Here is an 18,379-nt window from a genome sequence, read left to right on the forward strand (position 1 = left end):
AGCCTGGATCGAGTTTTCCCTATGTCAAAACGACGCCGACTTAGCAAAATGAGTAGCGTACCCGAGACGCGATATGGACCGCATTCGGGGCAATCCCATCCCCGGAGGTCTCCGCAGCTGACTAGCTCCTCGGCAAGACCGCCGCACACAAGGCATTGCATAAGGACCTCCATCATTGGGCCTACCACCCTAGCCCAGGCCCAACCGTTTCGACCACTCCTGAATGGCGGCCGCTTCGCCCTTGTCGGCTTACATCACAGGGCCGGGGCTCTGACTCGTCAGCGCCAGCACAAAAGGCAAAGCCTGCCCCTCCACATGCTGGGCAATGCCGTGTGCCCACCAGTAGCTAGGGACGTGATAGGCGCACTCAAGGTGGCTGCATGAACCAGCCCACCCACACCCACAAGTTCCAGGGCGGGCGCTTCGCCTTGATCACTGAGACACCCGGCACCGGGCCGCTCCAAGGGCAGACGCTGGTCGTCTACCACGATCTCACCAAGGACGTTCAGGGTGCTACCACCCTAGAGGACTGGCGCAAGCAGTGGCGCCAGGTGGCCGCCGACGACTGCACCGTGTGCATGGGCACCGGTACCGACCAGATCAAGGGCAACAAGGCCGCCCCATGTGGCGGGTGCCTCGGGCTCGGGAAGGTGCGCCAAGACGGCGAGACGCCGGAAGATCGCTGGCAGGTGGCCGACGTCGCCCTCGGCATCATCCGGCGCCAGGCGCGGATCATCGAGCAGCGGGACCAGGTGCTGGCATTCCCCGAGGTACAGAAGGCACTGCAGGCAAGGAAGGCGAAAAAGGAAAAGGAGCCGCCGGACTGGGTCCAGCGTGAACAGGAATGGCGAGATGGGGGCGGCCGTGGCCACGGCGGCCGCCGGCACACAGGAGACTGACGATGGGCTTGGTACTCTCCAGAGATGAAGTGCGCGAGCTAACGGGGTGCGCCCAGCGCGCGCTCCAGCGCCAGCACTTGGATGCCCTGGGCGTCCCCTACGGCGTCAATGCCCAGGGATGGCCGGTGGTGCTACGCGACGCCGCAGTGAAGGCCCTGGGCGGCGAGGCAGCCAACGACGCGCGCCACGAGGAGGCGACTATCAACATGAGGTTCCTCGATTCATGAAGGACATGCCGAAGCGCTGGGCCTACAAGCACGGCGCCTACTACTACCGGCCTAGGGATAGCGAACGGGAGCTGTTCGACGACAAAAGTTGGTACCGCCTGGGCCGCACCTACAGCGAAGCGTTGCGCACATTCGCTGGCATCCAAGAACTGCAGGTGAGCGAGAAGCTGATCAGTGTCATCGATCGCTACAAGGTCGAGGTGCTGGGGAAACGCAGCATCAGCACCCAAAACGGCTACGGGGTGGCGATCCGCCGTCTGCGCCAGGGCCTGGGCCACAACCCGGTGGCGGCGATCACGCCGAAAGTGGCCTATCGCTACATGGATGCCCTCGCCAAGGCCAAGGGCATGTCGGTGGCGAACACTGACCTCAAGGTGCTGAACCAGGTGATGAACGCAGCGGTGCGCTGGGGGATCATAGAGCGCAACCCGCTCAAGGGGGCGGTCAAGTACTTCGGCAAGCGGGATGGCTTAAAGAAAGAGCGGGATCGCTACGTCGAGGACTGGGAGCTGGCCGCCTGGCAGAGCGTGGCCACGCCTCAACAACGGGCCTTTGCGGCCATCGTCATGCTCACCGGTATTCGCAAGGGCGACTGCCTGGGCATCATGGAAGCCCACATCACCGATGAAACCCTGACGATTCACGTCAGCAAGAACAGCCGGCCGGTCGTGTTCGAGATGACCAAGGCTCTACGCGCCGCCATCGAGCAGGCCAGGGCATGCAAGCCGGCACCCTCGCTCTACCTGCTGCCCAATCGCTTCGGCCGCTGCCAGGTCAGCCCCAGCGGCAAGAGCCAGCCGTTCGATGACAAGTGGCGGCAGACCATGCGCCAGGCAATCAAGGAAACCGACCTGGAGGAGCCATTCACCCGGCATGACCTGCGAGCCAAGGTGGGCAGTGACGCCGAGGACGAACGCCGCGCCCAGGAGCTGCTCGACCACAGCGACCCGAGCATTACGCGCCAGCACTACCGTCGAAAGAAACGCACCATTCGGCCGGTGAAATAGGCCGGCCGGCTGTCTCACGCCACCCTAGGCAAAATCGCAGAAACAAGCACTTATCGAGGGAAAAATCAGAAAAACGTGAGACAGCTTGCAAAGGCCAAGGTATTGGATTTACTATCAAATCCGCCTCGCGGGTGTAGCTCAATGGTAGAGCAGAAGCTTCCCAAGCTTAAGACGAGGGTTCGATTCCCTTCACCCGCTCCAACGGCCCTTCCAGATTCGCTTCTCCGCACCCCGCAAGCTACCGAATCTCAAGGCTTTACCGCTCCATACATGTCCTGACATGAGCAGGCATAGCGCAGAGCCCCGTGTATGGCGAGATTTCTGCCATACATGGAAGCCGCTCCATGAAGCGTGGGAACGGCAAGCGTCGCCCGCTAGCGGATATCTGCCATCAACGCTCGATTCCGAGGCAGAGGAGTGCCGCGCAAGCGTCAGCGACCGCCCTTTTCCTCGCCGACGGCGATCAGGACGTCCATATCGAGGATGTGGATCTCACGACCGGCCGCAGCGACCAGGCCCTGCTGCTGAAAGCGCCCCAGCACGCGGCTGACGGTTTCCACGGCCAGGCCCAGGTAATTGCCGATATCCGCCCGCGTCATCGAGAGCCGAAACGTGTAGGGCGAGTAGCCGCGCCGACGAAAACGGTCGGACATGCTGATGAAGAAGGTCGCGAGCCGCTGGTCGGCGGTCTTGTGCGACAGCAGTCGAATCATCCGCAGGTCCTCGCGCATCTCCTTGCTCATGCAGCGGTAGAGCTGGGCACGCAGCACAGGCATCCGTTCGGAGAGCGTATCGAGCCGGTCGAAGGGAATCTCGCAGACGGTGGAGGTTTCCAGGGCGATCACCGAGCCGGCGTAAGCGGCCTCGTCGATGCCATCGAGCCCCACCAGTTCACTGGGCAGATAGAAATGGGTCAACTGCTCCTCGCCGCCACCCTCGGCGGTGAGTTGCTTGAGACTTCCGGATCGCACGGCATAAACGCCGGTGAACGGGCTACCCTGCCGAAACAGCAACTCGCCCTTCCTCAAGGGAGGACGGCGACGAATGATGGTGTCGAATTGATCCAGGTCCTCGAGCCCGAGAGCCAGGGGAAGGCACAGCGAGCGATGACCACAGCTCTGGCAGCGGCTCTCCTCGAGAGGAGAGCATTGCCCGGGGGCCATGGCCATCGACGCCTTGCCGCTTTTATCACTATCGTCGCGAGACATGGCCTGTTCCAAACTGATACGCCATACATGACGCCCGACCGCAAACAGCATCGATGCTCTGCACCGCCATGCAGAGGCACTGTCGGGAGGAATTCACTGCGGCATTGGCCCACGCTACCGTCGACAAGAAAGAGGCATCTATAACATTTGTTAAGAAAGAGGCGATTCAACACCCATGGGCCCGACCATTGTCTGCGGCAGAGCCAGCCTCGAGGGCCTAGCGGGAGTCCCCCCGCAGCGCTTCCAGCCGCTCCAGGAGACCGTCCATGCGGTCGCTGAGATAGCCGTCTTCAAACTCCGCCTCGTCGTAAAGACGCTGCGTATCGGGAATGGCGACGTAGTCGCGATGCTTCTTCATGACGCCATCCCGCTCCAGCGCCATCAGGATACGATTGATGTGCACCGATGACTGGCCCAGTATCTGGCCCAACAGCTGCTGTGAGATGGGGAACGGCATGCTCTCCGGGGCCACCCCGCGGACCTTGCGCAGCCGCAGGAAGGTCTCGAGCACGAAGTGACAGACCTGGATCCGGGCCGAGCGGTGAAGCGTCACCATCATGCGCTCGGTGAGCAGTGCTTCCTGACGCGAAATGGCGGCGAACAGCGCGATCGCCAGGGGGGGAGACGCCATCACGAGATCGACGATCTCATGATGGGGAAAACCACAGACGATACCGGACGTGATCAGTCTGGCTTCGCTGACGTGGCGAGGCAGGGTGAATTCTCGCAGCCCGAGGATATCGCCAGGCAGCAGCAGCTCGATGATCTGCCGCTCGCCGTCGCGAGTGTCGCGAAAGGTACACGCCCAGCCATCCTGGAGAATGAACAGGTCCTGCACCGGATCGCCAGACGTCCATAAACGCTCGCCCCTGACCGCCCGGTACGGGTGACGTTCGAGGCCTTCCAATAGCCGCCTCTCGCTCGATTCCAGCTCGATATAGCGACCCATCGAAGCCCCGAGGCCGTTGACGGTTCCCATGTCGCCACCTCGATCGTTTCTCCCGTCATTTCGAGTGAGCGGAACGGCTTTTCCAGCCGGACCATGGAAGGCTGCTTGCCTCATGATTCAGGTTAGACCCTCGGCCGGGCATGCCGACAAGGGCAAAGATTTGCTACCTGCCACGGCGTGAACAGCGCTGCGCCTCACCGCCCCCTGTCGACGCTCTTTTCCCGGCCGTCCATGACGCCTCGTCTGCGCCCCGCACGCAGGCAGGCGGGGAATCAGCCGACGTCGAGCACGCCTCCCTGTCGCAGCGATGCCCAGCGCATGAGAAACCTCACCGCCAAGCATGAAATCGCCCGACGGGGCGCAGGCAGGCAGACAAACTTGACCGGCGTCATGGTCGCTCGTCATGCCCTTTCCTACCTTTGCCTCTCATGTCACCGTGCCGCATTCATGGAGGCCGCTGCAATGTCCCATCCCGCTCCCACGGCTTTGCTACCCCAGGAGCTGCTGGCCCTGGCCATCGATCACGAGCGCCAGGAGTTGCAACGCTACCGCAAGCTGGCCTTTCGCTTCCTGACGTTCGGCCGGGGAATCAGCTCCCTGATGGCGACTCTCGGCATCGAGTGCGAAGCGCGACTGGCCGAATTGCAGCAAACGGCACGAGAGATCGCCCCGTCACCGATGCCTGACCCGCCTGCTGCCGACACCACGGCGATAGCGGACGACGGGCTGATCGCGGATCGCTGGCAGGCGCTTCGCACCCTGAAACGCGCCATGATCCGCGCCGAGCATGCGGCGCGCGTCTTCATGCATTGTCAGGAGAGCAACCTCTCCCCTGCCCTGCAATCACTGCTGCAAGGCATGGCGATACAGAAACGGGCGGAATGTCACATCCTGCAGGAGCTGATTGCCGCACACGATGTGGAGATCGCACCCGACACCCCGCTCGCCTCGCATTCCTGGCCGAGAGGCTGGCTGGCAGGTGCCAGGCACCTGAGGGGAATGTCCGCCGACTGACGCGCCGGCTGGCCGTATCGCTCGCCGTGACGCCCCGCTTCCCGTCATGGGCAGCACCGGGATGCCGGAATGCCTCCGGCCTGGCCCACTCGGGCCGAAGGCCGTACAATCTCGACGACCCCGCGAAGGAACGGCGGCCGCCGTGACGACGGCTCTGCCACTTTCCTGCGCCGGGATCGATCACGCCGGGAGAAGCGCCCCTCCCCGCTCCACTCGTGCCTCGCTGCGGCGAGCCCAGCCGTCATTCTGCGCGCCATGGCCTTGTTCCTGACCGTTTTTCTCGTTTGCCTGCTGATCATCGGTGGCATGGTCGCCATCCTGATGACCGCCAGGACCCCGCGCTACCGCACCGAACCGGAGCACCTCCTGGCGCTGTTCGATCAGGCGCTGGAGAGCCGCGTCAACGAGAATGAGTGGAACGCCGTTATCGGCTACCCGATTCGACACGACGAATATCTGGAAGGGGTGCGTCGCCGCGCCCATCGATTGATGGACGACCACGGCCGCCACGGCCGGGTAGCGCGAGGCAAGCCCCTGCTGGACAGCGAAGGCCAGGCCGAGCTGGCCGCCCTGCGCGATCACCTCGCCGCCCGCACCGCATTACGCCACGACCGCCGCCAGGAATGAGTCACGGCGCGGGATCCGGTACACTGGCGACACGCCGTGAAGCCACGCCGGAGGCCAACGATGACCAGCGCCATCCGCCAGACCCCGCTCGACACCGCCATCCATCACCACGCTCACGATTTTCACCAGATCGTGATCGGGCTCGATGGCCAGGCAGAGTTCGAGATCGAAGGGCTCGGCGGCTCCATTTCGGCGCTCTCGGGATGCATCGTGCCGGCCAACCATCTGCACTACTATGCCGGGACCGGTGACAACCGCCAGCTGATCCTCGACCTGCCCCAGGACGCCCTGTCGCTGACCGGCCATCATCATGAGCTGGCCCGCCTGTTCGATGCTCCTCGCTTCTTCGACCTGGACGATCCACTGGCGCGGTTCCTCGACTTCGTGCTTCACGAGCTTCATCAACTGGCCGGCCAGGGCGCGTTGACCACCCTGCATCAGGAGCGCCTGGCCACCACGCTGCTGGGCTCGCTGCACGCTCGCCTGGCCAGCGACGCCTCGTCCACCGGGCGCCCACTCGACCTGACGGCCCTGGATCGCTTCATCGACCGCCACCTGGCCGGGAGCTTGCGGGTCGCCGACCTGGCGGCCGAGGCCTGTCTCAGCGAGGCACACTTCACCGTGCGCTTCCGCGCCCAGACCGGCCTCTCGCCGTGGCGCTACGTGATGCGCCGGCGCCTCCAGGCGGCCAATCGACTGATCCGCGAAAGTCATCTGCCGCTCTCCGAGATCGCCGCGCTCACCGGATTCACCAACCAGAGCGCCCTGTCACGCGCCTTTCGTCGCGATTACGGTCATCCCCCCAGCCAGCTTCGCCAGACGGCATCGCGACGCCTCGGCAGCGGCCTGCCAACATCATAGAAGCCTGTCGACTCCGACCGCTTCCGGGGCCAAAGGAAGCGAATGTCGCGACGCCCTCATCGTTGCAATGAAGCGAAACACTGGCCATTTCGCCCCTCGAATCGCATGACATTTTCCGCAAGGCCAGATGTTGTCTTGAACGGGGTGCCACGCTTATAGGCCATAGACCTAAGTCGTAGAAAGTTCCGTTTCTCGACCCAATATCCGCGAATTCGTCAAATCCCCCAACGGAATCGACAAGCAGAGCCTCAACGGGCGCCCTACCCTTTCAGGATACCGTGCATTCGCCGACGTCCCCTGACTCGGCGGCGGGAACTCTACCCTGTACGACGGGTTGCTTTCGGGGAAATACATGCTCAACGCCAACAACATGCTGGAGGACGCCACCTGGCGTCAGGATCTCGACACGCTCTTCACGCGCATCAGCGAACACTATTCGGTCGACGAGAACGCCTACGTCGCAGAACTCATCGCCGCACTCGGCGCGAACCGTCAGGACTTCGCCCGCACCGCCGACAAGACCGCCGAGCTGGTACGCGAGATCCGCGAGATGGATACCGCGGTAGACACCATCGACGAACTGCTCCAGCAGTACAGCCTGGACACCCATGAAGGCCTGATGCTGATGTGCCTGGCCGAGGCCATGCTGCGCATTCCCGACAAGGCGACCGCCGATGCCCTGATCGAGGACAAGCTCGGCCCGGCCGACTGGAAGTCGCACCTCGGCAAGAGCGAATCCTGGATGGTCAACGCCTCCACCTGGGGCCTGCTGATGACCGGCCGCGTGGTGACCCTGGACAAGCCTCAGGAAGGCCGGCCGTCCGGCTTCATCAACAAGATGGTCAACCGCATGGGCGAGCCGGTGATCCGCCGCGCCATGGTCGAGGCCATGAAGGTCATGGGCAAGCAGTTCGTGCTCGGCCGCGACATCGACGAGGCCCTCAAGCGCTCCAAGCCGCTGTTCGAGAAGGGCTACACCTACTCCTACGACATGCTCGGCGAAGCCGCTCGCACGCGCCGCGATGCACGCCGCTACTTCGAGGACTACGCCCAGGCCATCGAGCGGGTCGGCAAGACCAGCCGCTCGCTGTCCAGCCGCACCCCCACCCCCTCGATCTCCATCAAGCTCTCGGCGCTGCACCCGCGCTACGAGTTCGGACGCCGCGAGCAGGTACTGCGCGAACTGGTCGCCAGCGTGCGCGAACTGGCCGCCATGGCCCGCGAGCGAAGCGTCGCGGTGACCATCGATGCCGAGGAAGTCGACCGCCTGGAGCTGTCGCTGGAGGTATTCCGCGCCGTCTACGAGAGCGACACCTGCCGCGGCTGGGGACAGTTCGGGCTGGTCGTCCAGGCCTACTCCAAGCGCGCCCTGCCGGTGCTGCACTACCTCAATCGTCTGGCCGAATACCAGGGCGACGAGATTCCGCTGCGACTGGTCAAGGGCGCCTATTGGGATACCGAGATCAAGGAATCCCAGCAGTTGGGCGTGGATGGCTACCCGGTCTACACCCGCAAGGCGTCCACCGACGTAGCCTACCTGATGTGCGCTCGCTTCCTGCTGTCCGACGCCACCCGCGGCCGGATCTTCCCGCAGTTCGCGACCCACAACGCCCACACCATCACCAGCATCCTGGAGCAGGCCAACGAGGCCGACCGGGCCTTCGAGTTCCAGCGCCTGCACGGCATGGGCGAGGCGCTCTATGATGCGGCGCTCAAGCGCGCCCCGCAGGGCACCTACTGCCGTATCTATGCCCCCACGGGCGCCCACAAGGACCTGCTGCCCTACCTGGTGCGCCGACTGCTCGAGAATGGCGCCAACTCGTCGTTCGTCCACCAGTTGGTCGACCCCAAGGTCCCGGTGGAGTCACTGTGCGTCCATCCTGCGGAAACCCTGCGCCAGTACGACACCCTGGCCAACCAGCGCATCCCCCTGCCCCAGGACATCTACGGGCCTAACCGTCGCAACTCCAGGGGCGTGAACCTGAACATCCGCAGCCAGTACCAGCCGCTGATGGATGCCATGGCCAAGCACATGGACACTCGCTACGATGCGCGTCCGCTGCTGGCCTTCGATGTGGCCACCGACCCGGCCCTGATGCACGAGGTCACCAGCCCCTATGACCGCCGTCAGGTCGTCGGCAGCGTGCTGTGGACCAGCAAGGAACAGGCGCAGAAGGCGCTGGACGCCGCCTGGGCGGCCTTCCCTCGCTGGGAGGCGACGCCGGTGTCCGAGCGTGCCGCCATCCTGCGCCGCTTCGCCGACCTGATGGAGACGCACCTGGCCGAGCTGATGGCGCTGTGCTCCCGGGAAGGCGGCAAGCTGCTCACCGACGGCGTCGACGAGATTCGCGAGGCGGTGGATTTCTGCCGCTACTATGCCAGCCGCGCCGAAGAACTGTTCGCCGAGCCGACCCGCCTGCCGGGTCCCACCGGCGAGACCAACGACCTGATGATGGGCGGCAAGGGCGTATTTGCCGCCATCAGCCCCTGGAACTTCCCGGTGGCGATCTTTTGCGGCCAGGTGGTGGCGACCGCGGTGGCCGGCAACACCGTGCTGGCCAAGCCCGCCGAACAGACCTCGATCGTCGCCCATCGAGTGGTCGAGCTGCTGCACGAGGCGGGCATGCCACGCGACGTTGTCCAGCTGCTGCCCGGCGACGGTCCCACCGTAGGCAGCGTGCTGACCAGCGATCCGCGCGTCACCGGCGTGGTGTTCACCGGCGGCACCGACACCGCCCAGGTCATCAACCGCGCCCTGGCCAGCCGCGAGAACGCCGCGCTGCCGACCCTGGTGGCCGAGACCGGCGGCATGAACGCCATGATCGTCGACTCCACCGCCCTGCCCGAGCAGGTGGTGGCCGACGTCATCCACTCGGCCTTCCAGAGCGCCGGCCAGCGCTGCTCGGCGCTGCGCGTGCTCTATCTCCAGGACGACGTGGCCGATCGGGTCATCGAGATCCTCGAGGGCGCCATGGCCGAGCTGCACGTCGGCGATCCCCGCGACCTGGGCACCGACGTGGGTCCGGTGATCGACGAAGACGCGCGGCGCGGCCTGCAGGCGCACATCGAGCGGCTCAAGGGCGAAGGACGGCTGCTGGCCGAGACGACGCTCGACCCGGCGCACACCGCCGAGGGCACCTTCATCGCACCCACCGCCTTCCAGATCGATGGCATCGAGGCCCTGGAACGCGAGCAGTTCGGCCCGGTACTGCACATCGTGCGCTACCAGGCGCGGGATCTCGACCGGGTGATCGAGTCGATCAACGGTCGCGGCTATGGCCTGACCTTCGGCGTTCACAGCCGCAACGAGTCATTTGCCGATGAAATAGCGAAGAAAATGCGTGTTGGTAACGTCTATATCAATCGCAATATCATCGGAGCCGTCGTGGGGGTTCAGCCGTTCGGCGGGCAGGGCCTCTCCGGTACAGGCCCCAAGGCAGGCGGTCCTCACTACCTGCTGCGGTTTGCCACGGAAAAGACAGTGACGGTCAATACCGCCGCGCTTGGCGGTAACGCGTCACTGCTTGCGCTGGGAGACGAGTGATCCACACTCGTCATCAACGACAACAAACTGAAGGAAGCTCCCCATGGTCGAAAACCACGCCAATATGGGCTTGACGTGCACACGCTCCCGGATCGCGATGCCAGCCACAGGCGCTATGGACGGCATGCGTACCAACAACCCGCCGGCTATGCGGCCGGCCGAATAAAAAGGAGACGTTCTCATGGCTATTGGTGTCTGGATCAGCCTTTTCGCTTACTTTGCGCTCATGATCGCCATCGGCTTTTATGCCATGCGCAAATCCACGTCCACGTCAGAAGCTTACATGCTGGGTGGCCGATCTCTCAGTCCGAAAGTGGCGGCCCTTTCGGCCGGCGCGTCGGACATGAGCGGCTGGTTGCTGCTGGGCTTGCCCGGGGCAATGTTCGTCTCCGGCCTCGGCTCGGCCTGGATCGGTATCGGCCTGCTCGTGGGGGCGTTCTTCAACTGGACGCTGGTCGCCCCGCGCCTGCGTGAACAGACGGTTCACTACGGCAATGCGATCACCATTCCGGAATTCCTGGCCAACCGGTTCCCGACTCGGGCCATGTCGCTGAGAACGGTATCCGCGATCGTCATCGTGGTCTTCTTCGCCGTGTACACGGCCTCGGGCCTGGTGGCGGGCGGCAAGCTGTTCGAAAGCGCCTTTGCCGGCGTGATCAACATCGGCGGCCTCAGCGACTACGCGACGGGCGTCATCATCACGCTGGCCGTGGTACTGGCCTACACGGTGGTCGGCGGTTTCCTCGCCGTGAGCATGACGGACTTCGTGCAAGGCTGCATCATGATGCTGGCGCTGGTGATCATGCCGGCGGTGGTGCTCTTCGGCGAAGGCGGCGGCGGTTTCTCCCAGGCGTCTCAGACCCTGAACGAGGTCGATCCCACGCTGCTGTCGTGGACGGAGGGGCTGACCTTCATCGGCTGGCTGTCGGCGGTGACCTGGGGGCTGGGCTACTTCGGCCAGCCGCACATCATCGTGCGCTTCATGGCCATCCGCACGCTCAAGGACGTGCCCATTGCCCGCAATATCGGCATGAGCTGGATGCTGATCTCCCTGATCGGCGCCATCTCGCTGGGGATCTTCGGCCGGGCCTATGCGATCCGCAACGGCATGGATGTCGAGGATCCGGAAACGATCTTCATCATCCTGGCAGACCTGCTGTTCCATCCGCTGATCACCGGTTTCCTCTACGCGGCACTGCTGGCAGCGATCATGAGCACCATTTCCAGCCAGCTGCTGGTGTCGTCGTCATCGCTGACCGAGGACTTCTATCGCCTGTTCCTGCGCAAGGAGGCAACGGACAAGGAGACCGTCGCCGTAGGCCGGCTGAGCGTCGTGCTGGTGGGCCTGGTCGCGGCCTTCATCGCGTCTGATCCGAACTCTCAGGTCCTGGGACTGGTCAGCAACGCCTGGGCAGGCTTCGGTGCCGCCTTCGGTCCGCTGATCATCCTGTCGCTGATGTGGTCGCGCACCAACGGCGCCGGCGCCATTGCCGGCATGATCGTGGGTGCCGTCACCGTGATGGTATGGATCTCGCTGGGCTGGAACGGCTCGTTCCTGGGCGGCCCCGGCGTGTACGAGATCATTCCCGGCTTCATCGCGTCCTTCATTGCCATTATGGTGGTGAGCAGCGTAACGGCCGATGCCGGCGAATATCGGGCCATCGAGCGCTGAAACACGCGAAGCGCACTCAAGCACGTGAAAGGGCTCCTGCGGGAGCCCTTTCGACGTTTTGCCCCTGGCAAGGAGTGGCGGCCGTCGATATGCCCCGGAAGCCCTTGCCTACGAGATCATCCCAGCCAACTACGCCCCACCAGCAACAGCGCGAAGAGCGGCAACGAGGCCCGGCTCCAGGCCGTTCCGGTTAGCCGCCAGAGGCCACGCTCGCCGGCTTCCAGGGCCAGGGGCCTCAAGAAGGCGCAGCCCAGCGCCCAGCCCCCCAGCACGACCATCGGCCACCGCCACGGCCAGGACACCTCCTGCACGAGCCCCGGATGCCACAGCAGCCAGGCCGCCATCCCTGCTGCCAGCAGCAATGCCGCCAGCGGCCGATCGCCCTGGCCGGAACGCGTCCTCGCCAGGAAAGTCCCGATCATCATGGTCGCCCCCACAGGCTGTCTTTCCCTCCAGTGAAGCCGAAAATCCTCGCCTCGGCGAGCCATGTGCAGGAAATGTGAAAACCTGTACAGCATCTTTCTTAATGAAAGTCATGTGAGCAGGGACTTCGATTCACAAAGCGCATCTATCGCTATCACGGCCATAGCAAAATTTTACAAGACATTTAGAAACAGTGTTTTTATACTCACTATCACCACATGCGAAGGCGTCGAACGACTCGACGCCGGCATCCTGGACGACAGAGGGAGACTTCCCATGAACATGACCCGTCTACTCACCGCCACCGTCTTCACCGCGGCCGGCCTCGTCGCCACCCAATCGGCCCTGGCCTACCAGGCCGGCGACTTCTACGTGCGAGGCGGCATCGCCAAGTCAGAGGTCAAGGACGACAATGGTCGCGTGGCCGGGGGTGACCTGGACGTTTCCGACGAGCGCGGATTCACCTACGGTCTCGGCTACCAGTTCCACGACAAGCTGGGCGTAGAACTCAACGGTTCACAGGACGTCGAGCACGACCTGGCCCTGAACGGTGCGGACATCGGCTCGATCGACCGTCGTCCGGTCAACCTGATGCTCAACTACTACCCGCTGGGCGGTACCGGCTCACGCGTTCAGCCCTATGCCGGCGCGGGGCTCAACTACACCTCGTTCAACGACGAGACGCTCTCTGGCCTCGATGTCGATGACAGCTACGGCGCAGCCGCACAGGTCGGCGTGGATATGGCCCTGACCGATCACCTGCTGATCGGGGCCTTCGCCAACTACGCCAACGTGGACGCCGACGTCAAGCTGAACGGCAACGATGTGGGCAACGCCGAGATCGACCCGGTCACCGTGGGTGGCGGCCTGACCTACCGCTTCTGATTCCTGCCGCCCCGACACGCAAGAGGCCCGCCATATGGCGGGCCTCTTGCGTCGTGGCCTCGTCACGAGGCTAGCGCGGCGAGTGGCGCGACAGCCCCAGGGCTTTCAGGGTGGCATCGTCGAGACCGTGAACGGCATCCGTCCTGGCCAGGCGGGCATGGTACTCGGGGCTCAGGAAGGCCTCGCCGGCCAGCAGGTGCTCGAGATACTCTCGAGCCGGCTTGAGCGCCTCACCGGTGGCTCCCGGGGCGGCGATGTAGACCCAGGCCTCGATGGCCTCCTGGCCGGTGTGGATGGGCAGGCGATGGCGATCGTAGTCGTGGGGATAGCCCTCGAAGGGGTCCATGCATTCGATCTGCTCGGGGGCGATGAGCTCGAACAGCGCGCCCTCGACGCGCTGACCGGGTGCGGCCACCACGTTGGCATGGCTGATGCCGGCGATGCGAGAGGCCTTGTCGAAGCGCAGCGCATGATCGTGCAACACCCCGGGCAGGACACGCCGGGTCGTCCCGATTCGCGCCTCGACGCGGGCCGGATTCATGTTGCTGCCGTAGGCGAAATAGTAAGGCATACCCACCTCGGATGAAGAATGGCCGACGCGACGGACGCCGTCGTTTGACGGTCCGGTCTCAGTTCTCGGTGACCAGCTGATCGATCCGCTCCACCGCCTTGCACATCAGCACTCGCTCGCTGGTCTTGGCGCCTTCCTGGATCAGGTAGGCATCCACCGCGGGCGCCACGTCACAGCTGGCCGGCATCGGCGCACGGGCCTCCACCAGCGTCTCGAGCCGGGCAATGAACACGAAGCGAAGCCACTGGGGCAACGCCATGGTGTCGATGCAGAACGGCTGGGCGCTATCGAAGGCCTCCGGCGCGGGCCGCTCCATGCGCCACATGTCGGCCGCCTTCATGGTGGACTCGAGTTCGCGCAGTGCCTGCTCGAGTTCGTCGTGAACGGTCATGGAAACATCCCTTGGCTGTGGCTGTGTCCCCATTATCCCGCGCGGCCCTCGCCCGGGCCACCCCCGGTCAGGAAGACGGCGCAGCCGCCAGCACCTTGCGCAGGAAATCTCGGGTGCGCGGATCCTCGGGGGCATTGAACAATCTCGAGGGTGGCCCCTGCTCGACGATACGCCCGCCCTCCATGAAGATCACGCGATCGGCCACGTCCCGGGCAAAGCCCATCTCGTGGGTGACCACCAGCATGGTCTGCCGCTCGGCGGCGAGCTGCTTCATCAGCGCCAGCACTTCCTCGACCCACTCCGGATCCAGCGACGAAGTGGGCTCGTCGAACAGGATCACCTCGGCCTGGGCGGCCATGGCCCGGCCGATACCGACCCGCTGCTGCTGCCCACCGGACAGCGAGGCCGGATAGGCATCGGCCTTGTCGGCCAGGCCGATGCGCTCGAGGATCTCCCGGGCGCGAGCATGGGCGCGGGCCTTGGGCCAGCGATTGACCACGATCAACCCCTCGGCGATGTTCTCGAGCGCCGTCTTGTTGGCGAACAGCGCATAGTTCTGGAACACGAAGGCCGTGCGACGCCGCGCAGCCAGGATATCGGCGCGACTGGCCCGGGTGACGTCGACGTCCAGGTCACCGAGCGTCAGCCGGCCGGCGTCGGGCCGCTCCAGGAAGTTGAGGCAGCGCAGCAGGGTCGACTTGCCGGTGCCGGAGGGACCGATCACCACGATGATCTCGCCCCGGTCGATCTCGAGATCGATGCCGTCGAGCACGGTGGCATCGCCGAAGCGCTTGACGAGATTGGCTACCTTGATCATCTGCGATACGCCTCGTTGAGCCGCCACTCCAGGCGCCGCTGGCACCAGGCCAGCAGCTCGACGATCCCCCAGTAGATCACCGCCACGGTAATGAAGGCCTCGAAGTAGAGGAAACTGCCGGCGGCCTCCTTCTGGGTCGCTCCCATCAGCTCGGTGACCCCGAGGGTGAACGCCAGGGAAGTGGCCTTGATCATGTCGATGAAGTAGTTCATCAGCGTCGGCACCGCCACTCGGGTGGCCTGTGGCAGCACGATGCGCCGCATCAGCTGGGCGTTGGTCATGCCGATCGACAGTGCCGCCTCGGTCTGGCTGCGGTCGACGCCAACGATGGCGGCACGGATCGACTCCGCCATGTAGGCGGAGAAGTGCAGGGTCAAGCCCATGATGGTGGCGGTGATGCCGTTGATCTGGGTCAGGAAGGACAGTACCTGGGGCAGGCCGTAGTAGAACAGGAACAGCTGCACCAGCAACGGCGTACCGCGGAAGAAGGAAATGAACAGCAGGGTGATGCCGTTCAGACCCGGAATCCTCAGCACCCGGATCACCGCCAGGCCGCAGGCCAGTGCCAGGGCCAGCACCATTCCCGCCATCGCCATGCCCAGGGTAAGCGGCAGGTAGCTCAGCAGGATGGGCACCAGCCCCAGCATGTAGTCGAAATCGAGCACGCTCATATCGGGCGCCTGCGCTCCTCAGGGCCGGGTGATGTCGGTGCCGAACCAGTGCTCGGAGATCTCGGCCAGGGTGCCATCCTCGCGCAGCGTCGAGAGTGCTGCATCGACCTGGTCGCGCAGGGCACGATCCCGCTCGGTGTCGCGGAACGGCAGGGCGTTGCGAATCTCGGAGAACGGCTGCCCGGCCAGTGCCAACGGAAGCGGCTTCTCCTTGATCACCTGGCTGGCGCTGACGCGGTCCATGACGAAGGCATCGACGCGACCGAGCGCCGTATCCTGCTCGATGTTGCTCTCATAGGTACGAATGTCGATCTCGTCGGCATAGGGCAGTTCGCGCAACAGCTGCTCGTAGTTGGAACCGAGGTTGACCGCCACGGTCTTGCCGCGCAGGTCCTCGACCCCGCCGATCGCTTCGTTGCCCTTCTTGACCACCACTTGGGCCCCGTCATAGACGTAAGGCTGCGTGAAGGCATACTTCGCTTCGCGCTCCTCGGTGATGGTGATCTGGTTGGCGATGGTATCGATGCGGCCGGACTCCAGCATGCCGAACAGGCCAGAAAAGTTGGCGGTGACGAATTCCACCTCGGTGCCCATCTCTTCGGCCACCGCCTCCATCACATCGACCTCGAAGCCCTTGAGGGTATCCTGCTCGACGAAGGTGAAGGGAAAGTAGCCGCCGGACATGCCGACCTTGAGCGTATCTTCCTCGGCGGCGGCACCGCCGGCGAAAGCGATGGCACCGGCGGACACCAGCGCCATGGCAAAGGAGCGAAGCATGACGACCTCCTGCTTTAACAGAGTTTTATGGAATAAAAACCCACTGCCTATATTCCACTTCGGCTTTTACCATAGAGAAAATTCCAGGCGATGGCCAATAGTGGACAATTATGCCTGCCATAGGCGGAGTCCGCAGGTGATTCATTCACAACAACGCTGAACGTCCCTGTGGATAACCACTGGAAAGCTGCCGCCAGCCCCGTCCCTCAGGGCCTGTCGGACAATCGATCAGGAATTGATCAATGCCATCCTCCGTATCACATCCCGCGGGCTGACAGGAGAGGGGCGCCGCGGTAGAGTGCACGGTCCGAGACGGGGAGACAGCATGCAGCCGATCGACAGCCTTCACGACTTCTTTACCCGCACCGGGGCCGAGGTAACGCTCTACCATCTGGGGCGTCGCGTCGAGCCCTGTGCGCTCGCCAGCCTGGCGGCCCTGGAGCACGACGGCCAGCCCTGGCCGCAACCCTGGCAGGGCAAGGCCCGGTTGGCGATGGTGTTCCGTCTCGGCGAACTCGCCGACCCGCTGATCTGGTTCCTGGATCTGCCGCTGGACGAACAGGGACGACTGGACCCGGCCCCTCGTGACGCCTTCCTGCAGCGCCTGCTCGAGACCCTGGGGCGCAACGTCCAGGGGCTTGGGCGCGAGGACGGCGAGACGATCGACAACCTGATGAAGGACAACCCCCTGGCCTTCACCCCTGCCCTGCCCTTCCAGGCCGTGCTGCACGCCCGCGCCAGCCACGACCTGGGCCATCCAGCCAGCCAGCACCTGGAGCCGGCAGAGGCCTATCTGGAGGGGCAGCAGGACCTGGACTGGCGGGCGCTGGGCCTGCAGGGCCTGGCCGACTTCGCGGTGCGCATGGACGCCGCCCAGGCCGAGCGGCTGGCGACTCGGCTGCCGGCCCTGCCCGGCGAGGTCCTCACTTCACTGTGCTACTGTCTGGAGCATGTGTCCGTGGGCACCTCACTGGGCGAGGCACTGCGCGCCCGGGGCGAGGCGGCCGCCGATGCCGGTGACGTCGAGGAATTCTGCGCCTGCGTGCGAGCCGTCTCGGGGGCCGGCGACGAACTGGTCGGCGCCTGGTATGACGATCTGCTCGCCGATTCGAAGGCCTGCGGCCCGGACTTGCTGGCCGCCATCGCCGGACGCGGCTGGCGCCATCTCGAAGACGGCGAGCGGCTGCCGCGTTACCTGACCCGGCTTGCCGAACTGCCGCGGACCGACTTCACCGCCGTGGCACGGGACCTGGCGTTGATCCCGCGCCTGCGCCTGCCGGTCCTGATGACACTGCGCGAGGCCGAGCCGGACTCGGCGATCGGCCGCCGCCTGGCCGGCCTGCCCCGCCAAGGACGCCACGAGGAGTGAGTCAATGAAGGAGCTGCCCTATCAGGCCAAGGCGGTGATCGGCCGCCGCGAGATGGTGACATTGCCGGAACTCGGCCTGACACTGTGCGCCAAGGCCGACACCGGTGCGCGCACCTCGGCGCTGCACGCCGAGGACATCGAGTCCTACGAGGAGGACGGCCACCTGTGGGTGAGTTTCACCACCCGCGGCGGCGGGCCGACCAGCCCGCCCCACGTGTTCCGGGTGCACCTCCACGATCGACGCCGAGTCACCAGTTCCAACGGCCAGGCCGAATGGCGCTATGTGATTCGCACGCCCATGCAACTCGGTGAACTGGAATTCCTGGTCGAGCTGACGCTCACCGACCGCCGCAACATGCGCCACCCCATGCTGCTCGGGCGGCGCGCCCTGCGTCGGCTGCTGGTGGCGCCCGGCGCCGGCTTCCTGCACGGCGAACCCTGATACTGGCCATTGGCAACGGAGGCCT

General features: G+C 64.7%; 19 protein-coding genes and 1 tRNA gene. 12 read left to right on the forward strand and 8 right to left on the reverse strand.

Annotated features, from left to right (window positions below; translation table 11 throughout):
* Positions 1-380: 380 nt before the first annotated feature.
* The 4 genes from FHR96_RS15375 to FHR96_RS15390 all read left to right on the forward strand — a co-directional run bounded on the left by FHR96_RS15375 (position 381) and on the right by FHR96_RS15390 (position 2,334).
* Positions 381-899, forward strand: coding sequence for a hypothetical protein (locus FHR96_RS15375; RefSeq protein WP_183388599.1), 519 nt, complete (start codon positions 381-383; stop codon positions 897-899).
* A gap of 2 nt (positions 900-901) precedes the next feature.
* Positions 902-1,126, forward strand: a complete 225-nt coding sequence (locus FHR96_RS15380; protein WP_183388601.1) for a DUF4224 domain-containing protein — start codon at positions 902-904, stop codon at positions 1,124-1,126.
* Positions 1,123-2,133, forward strand: a complete 1,011-nt coding sequence (locus FHR96_RS15385) for a site-specific integrase (RefSeq protein WP_183388602.1) — start codon at positions 1,123-1,125, stop codon at positions 2,131-2,133. Before FHR96_RS15380 ends, FHR96_RS15385 begins: the two co-directional genes overlap by 4 nt.
* Before the next feature lie 127 nt (positions 2,134-2,260).
* Positions 2,261-2,334, forward strand: a tRNA-Gly gene (locus FHR96_RS15390).
* A gap of 230 nt (positions 2,335-2,564) precedes the next feature.
* On the opposite strand, the gene fnr is transcribed toward FHR96_RS15390, so the two are convergent.
* The gene (fnr, locus tag FHR96_RS15395) at positions 2,565-3,302 is read right to left on the reverse strand and encodes a fumarate/nitrate reduction transcriptional regulator Fnr (protein WP_246392989.1); all 738 of its coding nucleotides are present in this window, start codon (positions 3,300-3,302) and stop codon (positions 2,565-2,567) included.
* A gap of 256 nt (positions 3,303-3,558) precedes the next feature.
* Positions 3,559-4,320: a Crp/Fnr family transcriptional regulator gene (locus FHR96_RS15400; RefSeq protein ID WP_183388603.1), complete on the reverse strand. Its 762-nt coding sequence runs from the start codon at positions 4,318-4,320 to the stop codon at positions 3,559-3,561.
* 288 nt (positions 4,321-4,608) lie between these two features.
* On the opposite strand from FHR96_RS15400, the gene FHR96_RS15405 reads away from it, so the two are divergent.
* The 5 genes from FHR96_RS15405 to putP all read left to right on the forward strand — a co-directional run bounded on the left by FHR96_RS15405 (position 4,609) and on the right by putP (position 12,008).
* Positions 4,609-5,304, forward strand: coding sequence for a hypothetical protein (locus tag FHR96_RS15405; RefSeq protein WP_183388604.1), 696 nt, complete (start codon positions 4,609-4,611; stop codon positions 5,302-5,304).
* A gap of 255 nt (positions 5,305-5,559) precedes the next feature.
* A complete protein-coding gene (locus FHR96_RS15410; protein WP_183388605.1) occupies positions 5,560-5,931 on the forward strand; it encodes a hypothetical protein in 372 nt (123 codons plus the stop codon).
* 60 nt (positions 5,932-5,991) lie between these two features.
* Positions 5,992-6,792, forward strand: a complete 801-nt coding sequence (locus tag FHR96_RS15415) for an AraC family transcriptional regulator (protein ID WP_183388606.1) — start codon at positions 5,992-5,994, stop codon at positions 6,790-6,792.
* Positions 6,793-7,144: 352 nt separating this feature from the next.
* A complete protein-coding gene (gene putA, locus FHR96_RS15420) occupies positions 7,145-10,336 on the forward strand; it encodes a bifunctional proline dehydrogenase/L-glutamate gamma-semialdehyde dehydrogenase PutA (RefSeq protein ID WP_183388608.1) in 3,192 nt (1,063 codons plus the stop codon).
* Between the two features lie 181 nt (positions 10,337-10,517).
* Positions 10,518-12,008, forward strand: coding sequence for a sodium/proline symporter PutP (gene putP, locus FHR96_RS15425; RefSeq protein ID WP_183388609.1), 1,491 nt, complete (start codon positions 10,518-10,520; stop codon positions 12,006-12,008).
* Between the two features lie 116 nt (positions 12,009-12,124).
* Here the strand turns inward: putP and FHR96_RS15430 are convergent, their stop codons facing one another.
* Positions 12,125-12,433: a hypothetical protein gene (locus FHR96_RS15430; RefSeq protein WP_183388610.1), complete on the reverse strand. Its 309-nt coding sequence runs from the start codon at positions 12,431-12,433 to the stop codon at positions 12,125-12,127.
* A gap of 274 nt (positions 12,434-12,707) precedes the next feature.
* Between FHR96_RS15430 and FHR96_RS15435 the strand changes: the two genes are divergently transcribed.
* Complete coding sequence (locus FHR96_RS15435; protein ID WP_183388612.1) at positions 12,708-13,316, forward strand: OmpW/AlkL family protein; 609 nt, start codon at positions 12,708-12,710, stop codon at positions 13,314-13,316.
* 70 nt (positions 13,317-13,386) lie between these two features.
* Here the strand turns inward: FHR96_RS15435 and FHR96_RS15440 are convergent, their stop codons facing one another.
* The 5 genes from FHR96_RS15440 to FHR96_RS15460 form a co-directional block, all read right to left on the reverse strand.
* Complete coding sequence (locus FHR96_RS15440; protein ID WP_183388614.1) at positions 13,387-13,887, reverse strand: gamma-glutamylcyclotransferase family protein; 501 nt, start codon at positions 13,885-13,887, stop codon at positions 13,387-13,389.
* 58 nt (positions 13,888-13,945) lie between these two features.
* Positions 13,946-14,278 carry a YqcC family protein gene (locus FHR96_RS15445; RefSeq protein ID WP_183388615.1) on the reverse strand — a complete coding sequence of 111 codons (333 nt, stop codon included), beginning with the start codon at positions 14,276-14,278 and terminating at the stop codon, positions 13,946-13,948.
* A gap of 67 nt (positions 14,279-14,345) precedes the next feature.
* A complete protein-coding gene (locus tag FHR96_RS15450) occupies positions 14,346-15,095 on the reverse strand; it encodes an amino acid ABC transporter ATP-binding protein (protein ID WP_183388616.1) in 750 nt (249 codons plus the stop codon).
* Positions 15,092-15,766, reverse strand: coding sequence for an amino acid ABC transporter permease (locus FHR96_RS15455; protein WP_183388618.1), 675 nt, complete (start codon positions 15,764-15,766; stop codon positions 15,092-15,094). The genes FHR96_RS15450 and FHR96_RS15455 overlap by 4 nt, the downstream gene beginning before the upstream one ends.
* A gap of 18 nt (positions 15,767-15,784) precedes the next feature.
* Positions 15,785-16,525: an amino acid ABC transporter substrate-binding protein gene (locus FHR96_RS15460; RefSeq protein WP_379685201.1), complete on the reverse strand. Its 741-nt coding sequence runs from the start codon at positions 16,523-16,525 to the stop codon at positions 15,785-15,787.
* A gap of 343 nt (positions 16,526-16,868) precedes the next feature.
* Between FHR96_RS15460 and FHR96_RS15465 the strand changes: the two genes are divergently transcribed.
* Both FHR96_RS15465 and FHR96_RS15470 read left to right on the forward strand, forming a co-directional pair.
* Positions 16,869-17,912 (forward strand): DUF3549 family protein, encoded by a 1,044-nt coding sequence (locus FHR96_RS15465; protein ID WP_183388622.1) that lies wholly within the window; start codon positions 16,869-16,871, stop codon positions 17,910-17,912.
* A gap of 4 nt (positions 17,913-17,916) precedes the next feature.
* Positions 17,917-18,354 (forward strand): ATP-dependent zinc protease family protein, encoded by a 438-nt coding sequence (locus tag FHR96_RS15470; protein ID WP_183388624.1) that lies wholly within the window; start codon positions 17,917-17,919, stop codon positions 18,352-18,354.
* Positions 18,355-18,379 lie beyond the last annotated feature (25 nt).

It is taken from the genome of Halomonas organivorans, from assembly GCF_014192055.1.
GTDB lineage: Bacteria > Pseudomonadota > Gammaproteobacteria > Pseudomonadales > Halomonadaceae > Halomonas > Halomonas organivorans.